We start from the raw sequence: 12,568 nt of genomic DNA, 5'->3' as shown, positions 1-12,568 counted from the left end.
CTCAGAGCAGGTAGGATGTACGCCTATTTTGAGGGTGCCATCGTCAATGAAATTCAAGGATCTTCGGGATTTCGTGCAGCAGCTTGAGCAGCGCGGAGAGTTGAAACGCATCCAGATTCCCGTCTCGCCGGTGCTGGAGATGACTGAGGTGTGCGATCGCACGTTGCGGGCCAAAGGCCCGGCACTGCTGTTCGAGAAGCCTACCGGTTACGACATTCCGGTGCTCGGCAACCTGTTCGGCACCCCCGAGCGCGTGGCCATGGGCATGGGCGCCGAGTCGGTCAGCGAGCTGCGCGAAATCGGCAAGCTGCTGGCCTTCCTCAAGGAGCCGGAGCCGCCGAAGGGCTTGAAGGACGCGTGGTCGAAACTGCCGATCTTCCGCAAGATCATTTCGATGGCGCCGAAAGTCGTCAAAGACGCGGTGTGCCAGGAAGTGGTCATCGAAGGCGACGATGTCGATCTGGCGATGTTGCCGGTGCAGACCTGCTGGCCCGGCGACGTCGGTCCGCTGATCACTTGGGGCCTGACGGTCACCAAAGGCCCGAACAAGGAACGCCAGAACCTCGGTATCTACCGCCAGCAAGTGATCGGCCGCAACAAGGTGATCATGCGCTGGCTCAGCCATCGTGGCGGCGCTCTCGACTTCCGCGAGTGGTGCGAGAAGCACCCGGGCCAGCCGTTCCCGGTGTCCGTAGCCCTTGGCGCCGATCCGGCAACGATTCTCGGTGCCGTGACGCCAGTGCCGGACAGCCTTTCCGAATATGCTTTCGCAGGGCTCTTGCGCGGCAACCGTACCGAACTGGTCAAGTGCCGTGGCAACGATCTGCAAGTGCCGGCCACCGCCGAAATCATCCTTGAAGGCGTGATTCATCCGGGCGAAATGGCCGACGAAGGCCCGTATGGCGACCACACCGGTTACTACAACGAAGTCGACAGCTTCCCGGTGTTCACCGTCGAGCGCATCACCCACCGGATCAAGCCGATCTATCACAGCACCTACACCGGGCGGCCGCCGGATGAGCCGGCGATTCTCGGCGTGGCGCTGAACGAAGTGTTCGTACCGATTCTGCAGAAGCAGTTCCCGGAGATCACTGACTTCTACCTGCCGCCGGAAGGCTGCTCGTACCGCATGGCCGTGGTGACGATGAAGAAGTCGTATCCGGGGCATGCCAAGCGCGTGATGCTCGGTGTCTGGTCGTTTTTGCGACAGTTCATGTACACCAAGTTCGTTATCGTCACTGACGACGATATCAACGCCCGCGACTGGAACGACGTGATCTGGGCTATCACCACGCGCATGGATCCCAAGCGCGATACGGTGATGATCGATAACACGCCGATCGACTACCTCGACTTCGCCTCGCCGATCTCCGGCCTGGGCTCGAAAATGGGCCTGGATGCCACCCACAAGTGGCCGGGCGAAACCACTCGCGAGTGGGGTCGCGTGATCGTCAAGGACGACGCCGTCACCCAACGGATCGATGCCATCTGGAATCAGTTAGGAATAGATTGATGCGTGTAACCCTGCAGCCTTCCGGAGCAGTGCTCGAAATACAGCCCGGTGAGCGGATTCTCGACGGCGCGCGGCGTCTGGGCTATGACTGCCCGCAAAGCTGTCGCAACGGCAATTGCCACGTGTGTGCAGCGCTGCTGGTGGAGGGCCGCGTCGAGCAGGCCGGCAAAGTCCACGATCATGGCGAGTTCTACACCTGCATCGCCGCACCGCTGGAAGACTGCGTGCTGCTGTGGGATGGCGTGCTCGCGCTGGGTGAACTGCCGGTGCGCAGCCTGTCGTGTCAGGTCATCGAGTGTCGCGAGGTCGGCGGCGACACCTGGCGCGTGCGTCTGCGTGCGCCAGCAGGCAAGCCGCCGCGCTATCACGCCGGGCAATATTTGATGATCGAGCGCGAGAGCGGTGAGAAGTCGGCGTTCTCCATGGCTTCGGCACCCCACGGCGGACGTGATCTGGAAATCCATGTGCTGGCGCGCGAAACCAGTGCGTTGAGCCTGATCAAGCAGCTGCAACGCAACCCGATGGTGCGTGTCGAGCTGCCCTTTGGCGACACCCATCTTGCGGAGCTGCCCGACGGTCCGCTGGTGTTGATCGCCGCCGGCACCGGCATGGGCCAGATTCACAGTCTGATCGAACATTGCCGCGCCGAAGGCTTCAAGCATCCAGTGCATCTGTATTGGGGCGTACGCCGCCCGGAAGATTTTTATCAGATCGAGCACTGGGACGAATGGCTGAAGCTGCCCAATCTGTTCCTGCACAAAGTGGTCAGCGACCAGTGCGGCTGGGAAGGGCGCTGCGGGATGCTGCACGAGGCGGTTTGCGAAGATTTCCCCGATCTGAAGGCGCTGCACGTCTATGCCAGCGGTTCGCCAGCGATGGTTTACGGCACCTTGGACGCGCTGGTCGAGGCGGGCATGGATGCGCATCAGATGCGCGCCGATGTGTTCGCCTACGCGCCGCGCTCCTGATACTTATAACTTGGCATATAGCCGATCGGTATTTATCTAATTAGGCAAATACCGCTAGGTTATATATCAATCAGGCATTTAAGCAGTGGCACTTAATTTGCCTTAAAACATATGTGCCTTATTGTTACAGCGGTGCGTTCTATTAAGTAATTCTTCACCCGCGGGGAGCTGAACGCTATTCGCCATGAGCGCCATTGAAAACGCAATTCTGAACCTGGCTTACCCTCCGCGGCTCGATCTTGGGCCGCAGCTGACGCACGAACAGCTTCTCGCTTCCATGCAATCGACCATGGCGCGCCACAAGGGCGGGCCGGTGTGGCTGTTCGCCTATGGTTCGCTGATCTGGCGCCCGGAATGCACGGCAGTCGAGCGCATGCGCGGTCGCGTGCATGGCTATCATCGCGGCTTGTACCTGTGGTCCCACGAGCATCGGGGTACGCCGGAAATGCCCGGCCTGGTGTTCGGTCTGGATCGCGGCGGTTCGTGCAGTGGCTTTGCCTACCGCTTGCCGGAAGACAATCTCGATACCGCGCTGTATGCCCTGTGGAAACGTGAGATGCCGTTTCCGTCGTATCGCCCGCACTGGCTCAATTGCCGGCTCGAAGATGGCACTCAGGTGCAGGCCTTGGGCTTCGTGCTGGAGCGTCACCTGCCGAGCTATGCTGGCAACCTGCCGGACCATGTGCTCAGCCAGGTGTTCGCCAGCGCCAGCGGGCGCTACGGCACCACTCGCGATTATGTCGAGCAGACCGCGCACGCCCTGCGCAGCCACGCCATGCCGGATCGAAATCTGGAGGCGCGGCTCAAGCGCTGTAAATCACACAGCGATCAGGCGACCGCTTCACGGCTCTGACTGGCGACTTGCTTGTGCCACAGCGTTGGCGCAAGGAACGCCATCGCCAGCAGGCAAGCGCCGACCAGCAGCACGAAACCGCCATCCCAGCCGAAGTGGTCAACGGTGTAGCCCATCGCCGCACTGGCCGCGACCGACCCCCCCAGATAACCGAACAGACCGGTGAAGCCCGCTGCGGTACCGGCGGCTTTCTTCGGCGCCAGTTCCAGCGCTTGCAGGCCGATCAGCATCACCGGGCCGTAGATCAGGAAGCCGATCGACAGCAGGGCGATCATGTCGACCATCGGGTTGCCTGCCGGATTCAGCCAGTAAACCAGGGTCGCGACAGTCACCAGGGCCATGAACACCATGCCGGTCAGGCCACGGTTGCCACGGAAGATCTTGTCCGACATCCAGCCGCACAGCAGCGTGCCCGGGATGCCTGCCCACTCGTAGAAGAAATAGGCCCACGAGGTTTTGTCCACGGTGAAGCCCTTGGCTTCCTTCAGGTACGTCGGCGCCCAGTCCAGCACGCCGTAGCGCAGCAAGTAGACGAAGACGTTGGCCAGAGCGATGTACCAGAGCATTTTGTTGCGCAGCACGTATTTGACGAAGATTTCCTTGGCGCTGAATTCGTCTTCGTGGCTGGCGTCGTAGCCTTCCGGGTAATCGTTCTTGTACTGCTCGATCGGCGGCAGGCCGACTGATTGCGGGGTGTCACGCATGGTGATGAAGGCGAATACCGCCACGCCCAGCGCGACCGCTGCCGGGACGTAAAACGCCGCGTGCCAGTCGTTGAACAGACCCATGCCGATCAGGAACAGCGGGCCGATCAGACCGCCGCCGACGTTATGCGCCACGTTCCACACCGAGACCACGCCGCCGCGTTCCTTCTGCGACCACCAGTGCACCATGGTCCGCCCGCTCGGCGGCCAGCCCATGCCCTGCGCCCAGCCGTTGATGAACAGGAGAATGAACATCATCGTCACGCTGGACGTTGCCCACGGCGCGAAACCGAAAATGAACATCACCCCGGCCGAGACCAGCAGACCGAACGGCAGGAAGAAGCGCGGGTTGGAACGGTCGGACACCAGGCCCATGAGGAACTTCGACAGACCGTAAGCAATGGCGATCGCCGACATCGCCAAGCCGAGGTCGCCACGGCTGTAGCCTTCGTCGATCAGGTACGGCATGGCCAAGGAGAAGTTCTTGCGCAGCAGGTAGTAACCGGCGTAGCCGATAAAGATACCGGCGAAGATCTGCCAGCGCAGGCGGCGGTAGGTGCTGTCTATTTTTTCTTCAGGCAATGGAGCCTGATGTGCGGCAGGACGAAAGAAAGCAAACATTCAAGAGCTCCAGTTTTCTTGTTTTGACTGCGGATGCGAATGTTACAGTTTCGTTACCGAAAATAGCATCGCTTCACGTCGGCAAAACAGCGGAAATTTGGGCAGATGAGCGTTCCTTTATGAACATGTCGCTCTGAGATAAGAAGGCGGCGCTGAGGGAATGGTGGCTCGGGTGGGTTTCTGCGGTTTAACGTGTTGGCGAGGCGGATCTGAGCGTTAAAGCGATCCGGATGGTTGCTCCGGATCGCTCCATGTTGTTAACGAACCTGAACGACAACCTTGCCCACAGCCTTGCGCTGGCCGAGATCATCGATCGCCTGCGCGGTATTGCTCAGCGGATACACCTGCGATACCAGAGGTTTCAGCTTGCCCTCGGCAAACCAGGCAAACAGCTGCTGGAAGTTGGCTGCGTTGTCCTGGGGCTGGCGCTGGGCAAAGGAGCCCCAGAACACGCCGAGCACCGCCGCGCCTTTGAGCAGGGCGAGGTTGACCGGCAGTTCGGGGATGCGTCCGCTGGCGAAGCCGACCACCAGCAGGCGGCCGTTCCAGGCGATGGCGCGGATGGCCTGGTCGAACAGGTCGCCGCCGACCGGGTCGTAGATCACGTCGGCGCCCTGGCCGTCGGTGAGGCGTTTGATCTCGTCCTTGAGGCTGGCTTCGCTGTAATTGATCAGCTCATCGGCGCCGGCAGCCTTGGCCACCGCGAGTTTCTCGGCGCTGCTGGCGGCGGCGATCACGCGGGCGCCCATGGCTTTGCCGATCTCCACAGCGGCGAGGCCGACGCCGCCCGACGCGCCGAGCACCAGCAGGGTTTCGCCCGGTTGCAGGTTGGCGCGTTGCTTGAGCGCGTGCATCGACGTGCCGTAGGTCATGCTGAATGCAGCGGCGACGTTGAAATCCATCGACGGCGGAATCGGCAGGACGTTGTAGCCCGGCACCGCCACCTGCTCGGCAAAACTGCCCCAACCGGTCAGCGCCATGACCCGGTCGCCGACTTTCAGATGGCTGACCTTTTCCCCGACTTCGCGCACCACGCCCGCCGCTTCACCGCCTGGCGAAAACGGGAAGGGCGGTTTGAACTGGTACTTGCCCTCGATGATCAGCGTGTCCGGGAAATTGACTCCGGCAGCGTGCACGTCCAGCAGGATTTCATTCTTCTTCGCGACAGGACTGGCGACGTCTTCCAGCACCAGCGATTCGGCAGGGCCGAAGGCTTTGCACAGCACGGCTTTCATCAGGGCTATTCCTTTGGGAGTGATGGCCGATAAGTGTAGGTGTGTGAATCAACGGGTCAACGAGCATGCCCGGCCCTGATAGTCAGCCATAAGCTTGTGCTTGCGCGGCGGGTCGTTATGCTAGGCCGCAAACCGGATAAGGAGCGAATTGTGAAAGCGTGGATCATGTTGTTGCTGGCCCTGTCTCTGCCTGTGGCAGCACTGGCCGAAGAAGCCAAAGAAGGCGAGGCGCCGAAGGTCAATTACATCACCCTGAGCCCGCCGTTCGTCGGCAACTATGGCCTGGACGGCACCGCCAAGCTCAAGGTCTACAAGGCCGATGTGGCATTGCGTGTGACTGGTGAGGAGGCGACCAAACTGGTCAAGGCCAACGAGCCGCTGATCCGCAATCAGCTGGTGGCGTTGTTCACTCAGCAGTCGACCGAGGCGATGGGCAGCATCGAGGGCAAGGAAAAGCTGCGTCAGGAAGCGTTGAAGCAGACCCAGCAGGTCATGAATGACGAGACCGGCAAGCCTGTTGTTGAGGATCTGTTGTTCAACAACCTGATCATTCAGTAAGTCATTCGCTGTCCGGGCAGGCCCCTTCGCGAGCAGGCTCGCTCCCACAGGGTTATTCGGTGAATGCAAAAATGTGCATCACCACCAATCCACTGTGGGAGCGAGCCTGCTCGCGAAAGCTATTTATCAGGCAAAAATGAATCAGGGTTTGAGCGCGATAACTGCCGCCCACTGCTCCGTCGTCACCGGCATCACCGACAACCGCGAGCCTTTCTGCACCAGCGGCATTTCTGCCAGCGCGGTCTGCTGTTTCAGGTAGTCGAGCTTCAAGACTCGCGCAAAGGTTTCGACGTGCGCCACGTCGATGGCGCTCCAGGCATTCTTCTGCGCGGTGGCCTTCGGATCGAAGTAATGGCTCTGCGGCTCCAGCGCCGTCGGATCGGGATACGCTGCTTGGATAATTTTGCCAATCCCGGCAATCCCCGGCTCGGGGCAGCTGGAATGGTAGAAAAAGAACTCGTCACCGACCGCCATCGCCCGCAGGAAATTGCGCGCCTGATAGTTGCGAACCCCGTCCCAGCGCGCTTTGCCGAGCTTTTCCAGGCCCTTGATCGAGAGTTCGTCGGGCTCTGATTTCATCAGCCAGTAGGCCATGTCGTGTGCTCCTGAAGCGGTCATTGGGCAGGTTGTCGGGCAATTTTATGACAAACCGACAGTCGGTTGACGTCAGCGTTTGCGCACAGGTTCACGTTGCCGCAAAATGCCGGCCTTTAAAGCTTGACGCTGCTGCACGGCCTACGAACGGAAACCGCTGCTGTCATCGTGATGATGTGCCTTGAGGGGGGCAATCGATGAAACGCAAACCGGATTTGCTATGGACTTTGGTAATTTTGTTTGGCCTGGGTGTGGTGACCACCGGTTACGCGCAGAGCCTGTGGGCGAACAAGACCGACGCGCCGATTGAAGTGGCGCAACAGGTGCAACAGTCGACCGCTTTCAAACGCTGAACCTATCTCTTCGACGCCGCTGTTCCATGCGGCGTCTACTCTGCGAAATACCACGCCTTGTCGGTGACCGTGCCTTGTAACGGCACATCCCAGCTCGCCTGCGCCAGACGCTCGACCTTCTGACACTCATGGGCCAGGCCCAGCAGCGTCGGCTTGCGCCAGTTCTTGCGCCGGGCCAGATAGGCGAGGCTGCGATCATAAAACCCGCCGCCCATGCCCAAGCGTCCGCCGACATCGTCAAACCCCACCAGCGGCAACAGCACCAGATCCAGCGTCCAGACCTTGCGTTGCCGAGCCAGATTGGCCCGGGGCTCGAGGATGCGGAAACGATTGGGCGTGAGCTTTTCGCCGGGGCGGATGCGCTGGAAGACCATTTTCGTTCGTGGCCACGCGCTGAGTACCGGCAGATAAGTCGCCTTGCCGCGACGCTGGGCTTCGCGCAGGAGCAGGCGCGGATCGATTTCACCGTCGGTGGGCAAATACAGAGAGATATGTTTCGCCCGGCGAAAGTGCGGGTCTTGCGCCAATTGCCGGAACAGGCCTTTGGCAGCCCGGCGTTGTTCGCCCGGCGTCAGTGCGCGGCGCGCCTTGCGCAGCAGGCGGCGGAGTTGCGGGCGGGGCAGCAGCGCGGGTTCGGTCATGGTTCGGCTTCGGCAGGTGGATGCAAAAACGTACGCATAAAAAATCCGATGTCGGCATACACCGACATCGGATTCGAATCAGGCTCCCCGGATGAACCGCTGTCAACTCAGCCCTTGAACCCGAAAGTTCAAGGTGGAAGAAGCAGTAGACTTTAAGGCTTTCCGTCTAGCGGACATGCACACCAGCCCAACGTGCAACTTCCAGGGTAGTGCGAATCGGCTCCGGGACATCGTCAACTGGCAAGCACCCCAGGGAGTGCCGCGAGTATACCTCAAGCTGTCAGTCGAATCAGCCCTTGGCGGTGTTCTGATCGTCGGCCAGGACCAGATCGACACGATCGAGCAAGTCGCGTACCTGTTCGCGGGTCGAACCGCTGGCCTGGATGTCCGGGCGCTCTTCTTTGTGCAACAGGTCGTGGGTGATGTTCAGCGCGGCCATCACGGCAATGCGATCGGCGCCGATGACTTTGCCGCTGCTGCGGATCTCGCGCATCTTGCCGTCCAGGTAGCGGGCGGCACTGACCAGATTGCTGCGTTCTTCCGGCGGGCAGATGATCGAATACTCTTTGTCGAGGATCTGCACGGTAACGCTATTGCTTGAACTCATGAGTCTTGCTCCAGGGCCTTGAGGCGCGAAATCATCGATTCGACCTTACGCCGGGCGATTTCGTTTTTTTCAATGAGGTGAGCGCGTTCCTCGCGCCAGGTTTTTTCCTGAGCTAGTAAGAGTGCGTTTTGACTCTTAAGTTGCTCGACTCGGCCAATCAGCAGTTCGAGTCTGGCCATCAGCGCTTGCAGGTCGGTGTCTTCCATTGGGTCCACGTGTTCGTCTGATGGGTGGTAACTGGCGGACAGCCTTTAATGGTCTTGGCGGGGCTGTCGATGTAGGATACAAGGCCTTCATTCTAGACATAGCGCCGTCTGGCGCCTAGCTGCCCATGACCATTGCGAATTCCCCGTACCAAGCCTTTGCCACCCTGCTGACTGCCAGCGGCCACAACGTCTCGCCTGCCGAACTGCACGGCGTGCTGCTCGGGCGCAGTTGCGCCGGGGCCGGCTTCGATCACGAAGGCTGGCTGATCGACGCCGCCGAACTGCTCGAAGGCGACATCCAGGACAACGTCCGCAACGCCCTGATCGGCCTGCAGGAGATGGTCAAAGGCGAGCTGACCGGCGACGACGTCACTGTCGTGCTGCTGCTGCCGACCGACGATGCACCGCTGGCCGACCGCGCTGCTGCGCTGGGCGAGTGGTGCCAGGGCTTCCTCAGCGGTTTCGGCCTGAACTGCCGCGACAGCAGCATGCTCAGCACCGAAGCCACCGAAGTGCTGCAGGATCTGGCCGCCATTTCCCAGGTGCAGGACGCGCTGGAAGAATCCGAAGACGGCGAATCCGACTACATGGAAGTCATGGAATACCTGCGCGTCGCGCCTCTGCTGCTGTTCTCGGAAACCAAGAAGTCCGATGTGCCGCCAGCGGCCAAACCTTCGCTGCATTAATCGCGTGCCAGGGAAAGCCATCTGCCCATGACCCATATCCCCAAAGCGGAATACAGCCGTCGCCGCAAGGCCCTGATGGCGCAGATGGAACCCAACAGCATCGCGATCCTGCCCGCCGCCGCGGTGGCCATCCGCAACCGCGACGTCGAGCACGTCTACCGTCAGGACAGCGACTTCCAGTACCTCAGCGGTTTTCCCGAGCCCCAGGCCGTCATCGTCCTGATGCCCGGCCGCGAGCACGGCGAGTACATCCTGTTCTGCCGTGAACGCAACGCCGAACGCGAATTGTGGGATGGCCTGCGCGCAGGGCAGGAAGGCGCGATCCGCGAGTACGGCGCCGACGACGCCTTTCCGATTACTGACATCGACGACATTCTCCCCGGCCTGATCGAAGGCCGCGACCGGGTGTATTCGGCGATGGGCAGCAACCCTGAATTCGATCGACACCTGATGGACTGGATCAACGTGATCCGCTCCAAGGCGCACCTCGGTGCGCAGCCGCCGAATGAATTCGTTGCCCTGGATCACCTCCTGCACGACATGCGCCTGTATAAATCGGCGGCAGAAGTGAAGGTGATGCGCGAAGCCGCGCGGATTTCGGCGCAGGCGCATATCCGCGCGATGCAGGCCAGTCGTCCGGGGCTGTATGAATACAGCCTCGAAGCCGAGCTGGATTACGAATTCCGCAAGGGCGGGGCGAAGATGCCGGCCTACGGTTCGATCGTCGCCGCCGGGCGCAACAGCTGCATCCTGCATTACCAGCAGAATGACGCGTTGCTCAAGGACGGCGATTTGGTGTTGATAGACGCCGGTTGCGAGATCGATTGCTACGCCAGCGACATCACCCGCACCTGGCCGGTCAATGGCAGGTTCTCGCCAGAGCAGAAGGCGATCTACGAGTTGGTGCTGGCTTCGCAGGAAGCGGCATTCGCCGAGATTGCCCCCAACAAGCACTGGAACCAGGCGCACGAAGCCACGGTGCGGGTGATCACCGCAGGTCTGGTCAAGCTTGGCTTGTTGCAGGGCGAGGTTGACGAGTTGATCGCCAGCGAAGCCTACAAGGCTTTTTATATGCACCGCGCCGGCCACTGGCTGGGCATGGATGTGCATGACGTCGGCGAGTACAAGGTCGGCGGCGAATGGCGCGTGCTGGAAGTCGGCATGGCGCTGACCGTGGAGCCGGGTATCTACATCGCGGCGGACAATCAGAACGTGGCGAAGAAATGGCGCGGCATTGGCGTGCGCATCGAGGATGACGTGGTCGTGACCCGATCCGGCTGTGAAATCCTCACCAGCGGCGTGCCAAAAACCGTCGCCGAGATCGAAGCGCTGATGGCACAAGCAAGGACACACGCAGCATGAGTCGAGTCAATCTGGCAATCATCGGTGGCGGTCTGGTCGGCGCCAGTCTGGCGTTGGCGTTGCAGGCCGGGGCCAAGGCGCAGGGCTGGAAAATCGTCCTGATCGAACCGTTCGCCCCCGGCGACAACTGGCAGCCGAGCTACGACGCCCGCTCCTCGGCGTTGTCGTTCGGCTCGCGGCAGATTTATCAGCGCCTGGGCGTGTGGCAGGAAATCTCCCGCCGCGCCGAGCCGATCAAACAGATTCATGTCTCCGACCGTGGCCGTTTCTCCACCGCGCGCTTGTCGGCGATGGAAGAGGGTGTGCCAGCGCTCGGTTACGTGGTGGAGAACGCCTGGCTCGGCCAGTGCCTGTGGCAGCACCTCGACAAAGACGTGATCACGTGGCGCTGCCCGGCGGAAGTCACGCGCATGGAGCCGTTGGCCGATGGCTATCGCCTGACCCTCAACGATGAAACCACGCTGGAATGCGATCTCGCGGTGCTCGCCGATGGCGGCCGTTCCGGGCTGCGCGAACAGTTGGGCATCAACGTGCGCACTCGCCCTTACAACCAGAGCGCACTGATCGCCAACATCACCCCGAGTGAAGCGCACAACGGCATGGCCTTCGAGCGCTTCACCGATGAGGGGCCGATGGCCCTGCTGCCGCTGCCGGACAACCGTTGCGCGCTGGTCTGGACCCGTCTGGGCATGGATGCGCAGCGTCTGACTGAATTGAGCGAACGTGATTTTCTCAGCGAGCTGCAAGGCGTATTCGGTTACCGCCTCGGCACTTTGAAACAGGTCGGCGCACGGCATCTTTATCCGCTGTCACTGATCGAAGCTGAAGAACAGGTGCGCTCGCATCTGGCCGTGCTCGGCAACGCCGCACACAGCCTGCACCCGATCGCCGGCCAGGGCTTCAACTTGTCGCTGCGTGACGCCGACGCCTTGGCTGCCGCGCTGCTGGCCAGCGACAAGCCGCTGGGCGACTTCGCCACGTTGCAGGCCTATCGCGAACGGCAGCGCCTCGATCAGGACCTGACGGTGGGCTTCTCCGATCAGGTCACGCGCCTGTTCGGCAGCACCCAGCCGCTGGTGTCGCTGGGGCGCAACCTCGGCCTGCTCGGCCTCGATCTGCTGCCACCGGCCAAGCGCTGGTTCGCCCGGCAGGCGATGGGCCTGGGAACCCGTCCGGATGCTTGAGTGGCTGAGCAACACATTCGGCAAGGCACGATTGATGCGCTGGGTAATGACCTGCTACCCGCCATATCTCGGCGCGGGTGTGCGGGTGCGCCACATCAGCGATGACTTTCGCGATGTGCAGGTGTCCATGGGGTTGGGCTGGTACAACCGCAACTATGTCGGCACCCAGTTTGGCGGCAGTCTGTATTCGATGGTCGACCCGTTCTTCATGTTGATGCTCATGGAAAACCTCGGTCCGAAATACATCGTCTGGGACAAGGCCGCCGACATCGATTTCATTGCGCCGGGCAAAGGCCCGGTGTTCGCCCGGTTCAACATCGACCAGACCCTGCTCGACGAGATCCGCCGGCAGACCGCCAACGGCGAGAAATACCTGCCGCAGTTGCAGGTCGACATTCATGACGGCGCCGGCAACCTTGTGGCGCGGGTCGGTAAAACCCTTTACGTGCGGCTCAAGCCGCAAGCGAGACAGGCCTAAAGCAT

General features: G+C 61.2%; 15 protein-coding genes and 1 other RNA gene. 9 read left to right on the top strand and 7 right to left on the bottom strand.

The window, feature by feature from the left end; translation table 11 throughout:
* Positions 1-46: 46 nt before the first annotated feature.
* The 3 genes from ubiD (at position 47) to NF676_RS26085 (ending at position 3,334) form a co-directional block, all read left to right on the top strand.
* Positions 47-1,513: a 4-hydroxy-3-polyprenylbenzoate decarboxylase gene (ubiD, locus tag NF676_RS26095; RefSeq protein WP_039757427.1), complete on the top strand. Its 1,467-nt coding sequence runs from the start codon at positions 47-49 to the stop codon at positions 1,511-1,513.
* On the top strand, positions 1,513-2,481 hold the full coding sequence (locus tag NF676_RS26090; RefSeq protein ID WP_252886961.1) for a CDP-6-deoxy-delta-3,4-glucoseen reductase: 969 nt from the start codon (positions 1,513-1,515) through the stop codon (positions 2,479-2,481). Before ubiD ends, NF676_RS26090 begins: the two co-directional genes overlap by 1 nt.
* Positions 2,482-2,665: 184 nt before the next feature.
* On the top strand, positions 2,666-3,334 hold the full coding sequence (locus NF676_RS26085; protein ID WP_024014748.1) for a gamma-glutamylcyclotransferase: 669 nt from the start codon (positions 2,666-2,668) through the stop codon (positions 3,332-3,334).
* On the opposite strand, the gene glpT is transcribed toward NF676_RS26085, so the two are convergent.
* Positions 3,310-4,659: a glycerol-3-phosphate transporter gene (glpT, locus tag NF676_RS26080; RefSeq protein WP_024014747.1), complete on the bottom strand. Its 1,350-nt coding sequence runs from the start codon at positions 4,657-4,659 to the stop codon at positions 3,310-3,312. The two genes, NF676_RS26085 and glpT, sit on opposite strands and share 25 nt — an antisense overlap.
* A gap of 257 nt (positions 4,660-4,916) precedes the next feature.
* The gene (locus tag NF676_RS26075; protein WP_122603415.1) at positions 4,917-5,894 is read right to left on the bottom strand and encodes an NADPH:quinone oxidoreductase family protein; all 978 of its coding nucleotides are present in this window, start codon (positions 5,892-5,894) and stop codon (positions 4,917-4,919) included.
* 150 nt (positions 5,895-6,044) lie between these two features.
* On the opposite strand from NF676_RS26075, the gene NF676_RS26070 reads away from it, so the two are divergent.
* On the top strand, positions 6,045-6,452 hold the full coding sequence (locus tag NF676_RS26070; protein WP_056791694.1) for a flagellar basal body-associated protein FliL: 408 nt from the start codon (positions 6,045-6,047) through the stop codon (positions 6,450-6,452).
* A gap of 141 nt (positions 6,453-6,593) precedes the next feature.
* Here the strand turns inward: NF676_RS26070 and NF676_RS26065 are convergent, their stop codons facing one another.
* Positions 6,594-7,046 carry an EVE domain-containing protein gene (locus NF676_RS26065; RefSeq protein WP_252868452.1) on the bottom strand — a complete coding sequence of 151 codons (453 nt, stop codon included), beginning with the start codon at positions 7,044-7,046 and terminating at the stop codon, positions 6,594-6,596.
* Between the two features lie 197 nt (positions 7,047-7,243).
* Between NF676_RS26065 and NF676_RS26060 the strand changes: the two genes are divergently transcribed.
* Complete coding sequence (locus NF676_RS26060) at positions 7,244-7,399, top strand: hypothetical protein (RefSeq protein ID WP_024014743.1); 156 nt, start codon at positions 7,244-7,246, stop codon at positions 7,397-7,399.
* A 35-nt stretch (positions 7,400-7,434) separates the two neighbouring features.
* Here the strand turns inward: NF676_RS26060 and NF676_RS26055 are convergent, their stop codons facing one another.
* From NF676_RS26055 to NF676_RS26040, 4 genes are all read right to left on the bottom strand, one after another.
* Positions 7,435-8,040: a 5-formyltetrahydrofolate cyclo-ligase gene (locus tag NF676_RS26055; RefSeq protein WP_125925392.1), complete on the bottom strand. Its 606-nt coding sequence runs from the start codon at positions 8,038-8,040 to the stop codon at positions 7,435-7,437.
* 80 nt (positions 8,041-8,120) lie between these two features.
* Positions 8,121-8,299: non-coding RNA, 6S RNA (ssrS, locus tag NF676_RS26050), on the bottom strand.
* Positions 8,300-8,329: 30 nt separating this feature from the next.
* A complete protein-coding gene (locus NF676_RS26045) occupies positions 8,330-8,647 on the bottom strand; it encodes a cell division protein ZapA (RefSeq protein WP_016772632.1) in 318 nt (105 codons plus the stop codon).
* A complete protein-coding gene (locus NF676_RS26040) occupies positions 8,644-8,853 on the bottom strand; it encodes a TIGR02449 family protein (RefSeq protein ID WP_007911197.1) in 210 nt (69 codons plus the stop codon). The genes NF676_RS26045 and NF676_RS26040 overlap by 4 nt, the downstream gene beginning before the upstream one ends.
* Before the next feature lie 125 nt (positions 8,854-8,978).
* Here NF676_RS26040 and NF676_RS26035 point away from each other — a divergent pair, with 125 nt between their 5' ends.
* From NF676_RS26035 to NF676_RS26020, 4 genes are read left to right on the top strand one after another with little or no spacing between them, the layout of a single operon-like run.
* The gene (locus NF676_RS26035; RefSeq protein ID WP_041476897.1) at positions 8,979-9,539 is read left to right on the top strand and encodes a YecA/YgfB family protein; all 561 of its coding nucleotides are present in this window, start codon (positions 8,979-8,981) and stop codon (positions 9,537-9,539) included.
* Positions 9,540-9,566: 27 nt separating this feature from the next.
* The gene (pepP, locus tag NF676_RS26030) at positions 9,567-10,901 is read left to right on the top strand and encodes a Xaa-Pro aminopeptidase (RefSeq protein ID WP_041476895.1); all 1,335 of its coding nucleotides are present in this window, start codon (positions 9,567-9,569) and stop codon (positions 10,899-10,901) included.
* Positions 10,898-12,085 carry a 2-octaprenyl-6-methoxyphenyl hydroxylase gene (gene ubiH / locus NF676_RS26025; protein WP_076564500.1) on the top strand — a complete coding sequence of 396 codons (1,188 nt, stop codon included), beginning with the start codon at positions 10,898-10,900 and terminating at the stop codon, positions 12,083-12,085. The genes pepP and ubiH overlap by 4 nt, the downstream gene beginning before the upstream one ends.
* Positions 12,078-12,563 (top strand): DUF4442 domain-containing protein, encoded by a 486-nt coding sequence (locus NF676_RS26020; RefSeq protein ID WP_041476891.1) that lies wholly within the window; start codon positions 12,078-12,080, stop codon positions 12,561-12,563. The genes ubiH and NF676_RS26020 overlap by 8 nt, the downstream gene beginning before the upstream one ends.
* The last annotated feature ends 5 nt before the right edge of the window (positions 12,564-12,568 follow it).

This window comes from Pseudomonas siliginis, from assembly GCF_024072275.1.
In the GTDB taxonomy this organism is placed as follows: domain Bacteria; phylum Pseudomonadota; class Gammaproteobacteria; order Pseudomonadales; family Pseudomonadaceae; genus Aquipseudomonas; species Aquipseudomonas siliginis.
This window is presented reverse-complemented; position numbering and strand designations above follow the sequence as displayed.

Excerpts from the sequence above, each read along its gene's own strand:
- ubiD (WP_039757427.1), top strand. The coding sequence starts at position 47 with ATGAAATTCAAGGATCTTCGGGATTTCGTGCAGCAGCTTGAGCAGCGC.
- NF676_RS26090 (WP_252886961.1), top strand. The coding sequence starts at position 1,513 with ATGCGTGTAACCCTGCAGCCTTCCGGAGCAGTGCTCGAAATACAGCCC.
- NF676_RS26085 (WP_024014748.1), top strand. The coding sequence starts at position 2,666 with ATGAGCGCCATTGAAAACGCAATTCTGAACCTGGCTTACCCTCCGCGG.
- glpT (WP_024014747.1), bottom strand. The coding sequence starts at position 4,659 with ATGTTTGCTTTCTTTCGTCCTGCCGCACATCAGGCTCCATTGCCTGAA.
- NF676_RS26075 (WP_122603415.1), bottom strand. The coding sequence starts at position 5,894 with ATGAAAGCCGTGCTGTGCAAAGCCTTCGGCCCTGCCGAATCGCTGGTG.
- NF676_RS26065 (WP_252868452.1), bottom strand. The coding sequence starts at position 7,046 with ATGGCCTACTGGCTGATGAAATCAGAGCCCGACGAACTCTCGATCAAG.
- NF676_RS26060 (WP_024014743.1), top strand. The coding sequence starts at position 7,244 with ATGAAACGCAAACCGGATTTGCTATGGACTTTGGTAATTTTGTTTGGC.
- NF676_RS26055 (WP_125925392.1), bottom strand. The coding sequence starts at position 8,040 with ATGACCGAACCCGCGCTGCTGCCCCGCCCGCAACTCCGCCGCCTGCTG.
- NF676_RS26045 (WP_016772632.1), bottom strand. The coding sequence starts at position 8,647 with ATGAGTTCAAGCAATAGCGTTACCGTGCAGATCCTCGACAAAGAGTAT.
- NF676_RS26040 (WP_007911197.1), bottom strand. The coding sequence starts at position 8,853 with ATGGAAGACACCGACCTGCAAGCGCTGATGGCCAGACTCGAACTGCTG.
- NF676_RS26035 (WP_041476897.1), top strand. The coding sequence starts at position 8,979 with ATGACCATTGCGAATTCCCCGTACCAAGCCTTTGCCACCCTGCTGACT.
- pepP (WP_041476895.1), top strand. The coding sequence starts at position 9,567 with ATGACCCATATCCCCAAAGCGGAATACAGCCGTCGCCGCAAGGCCCTG.
- ubiH (WP_076564500.1), top strand. The coding sequence starts at position 10,898 with ATGAGTCGAGTCAATCTGGCAATCATCGGTGGCGGTCTGGTCGGCGCC.
- NF676_RS26020 (WP_041476891.1), top strand. The coding sequence starts at position 12,078 with ATGCTTGAGTGGCTGAGCAACACATTCGGCAAGGCACGATTGATGCGC.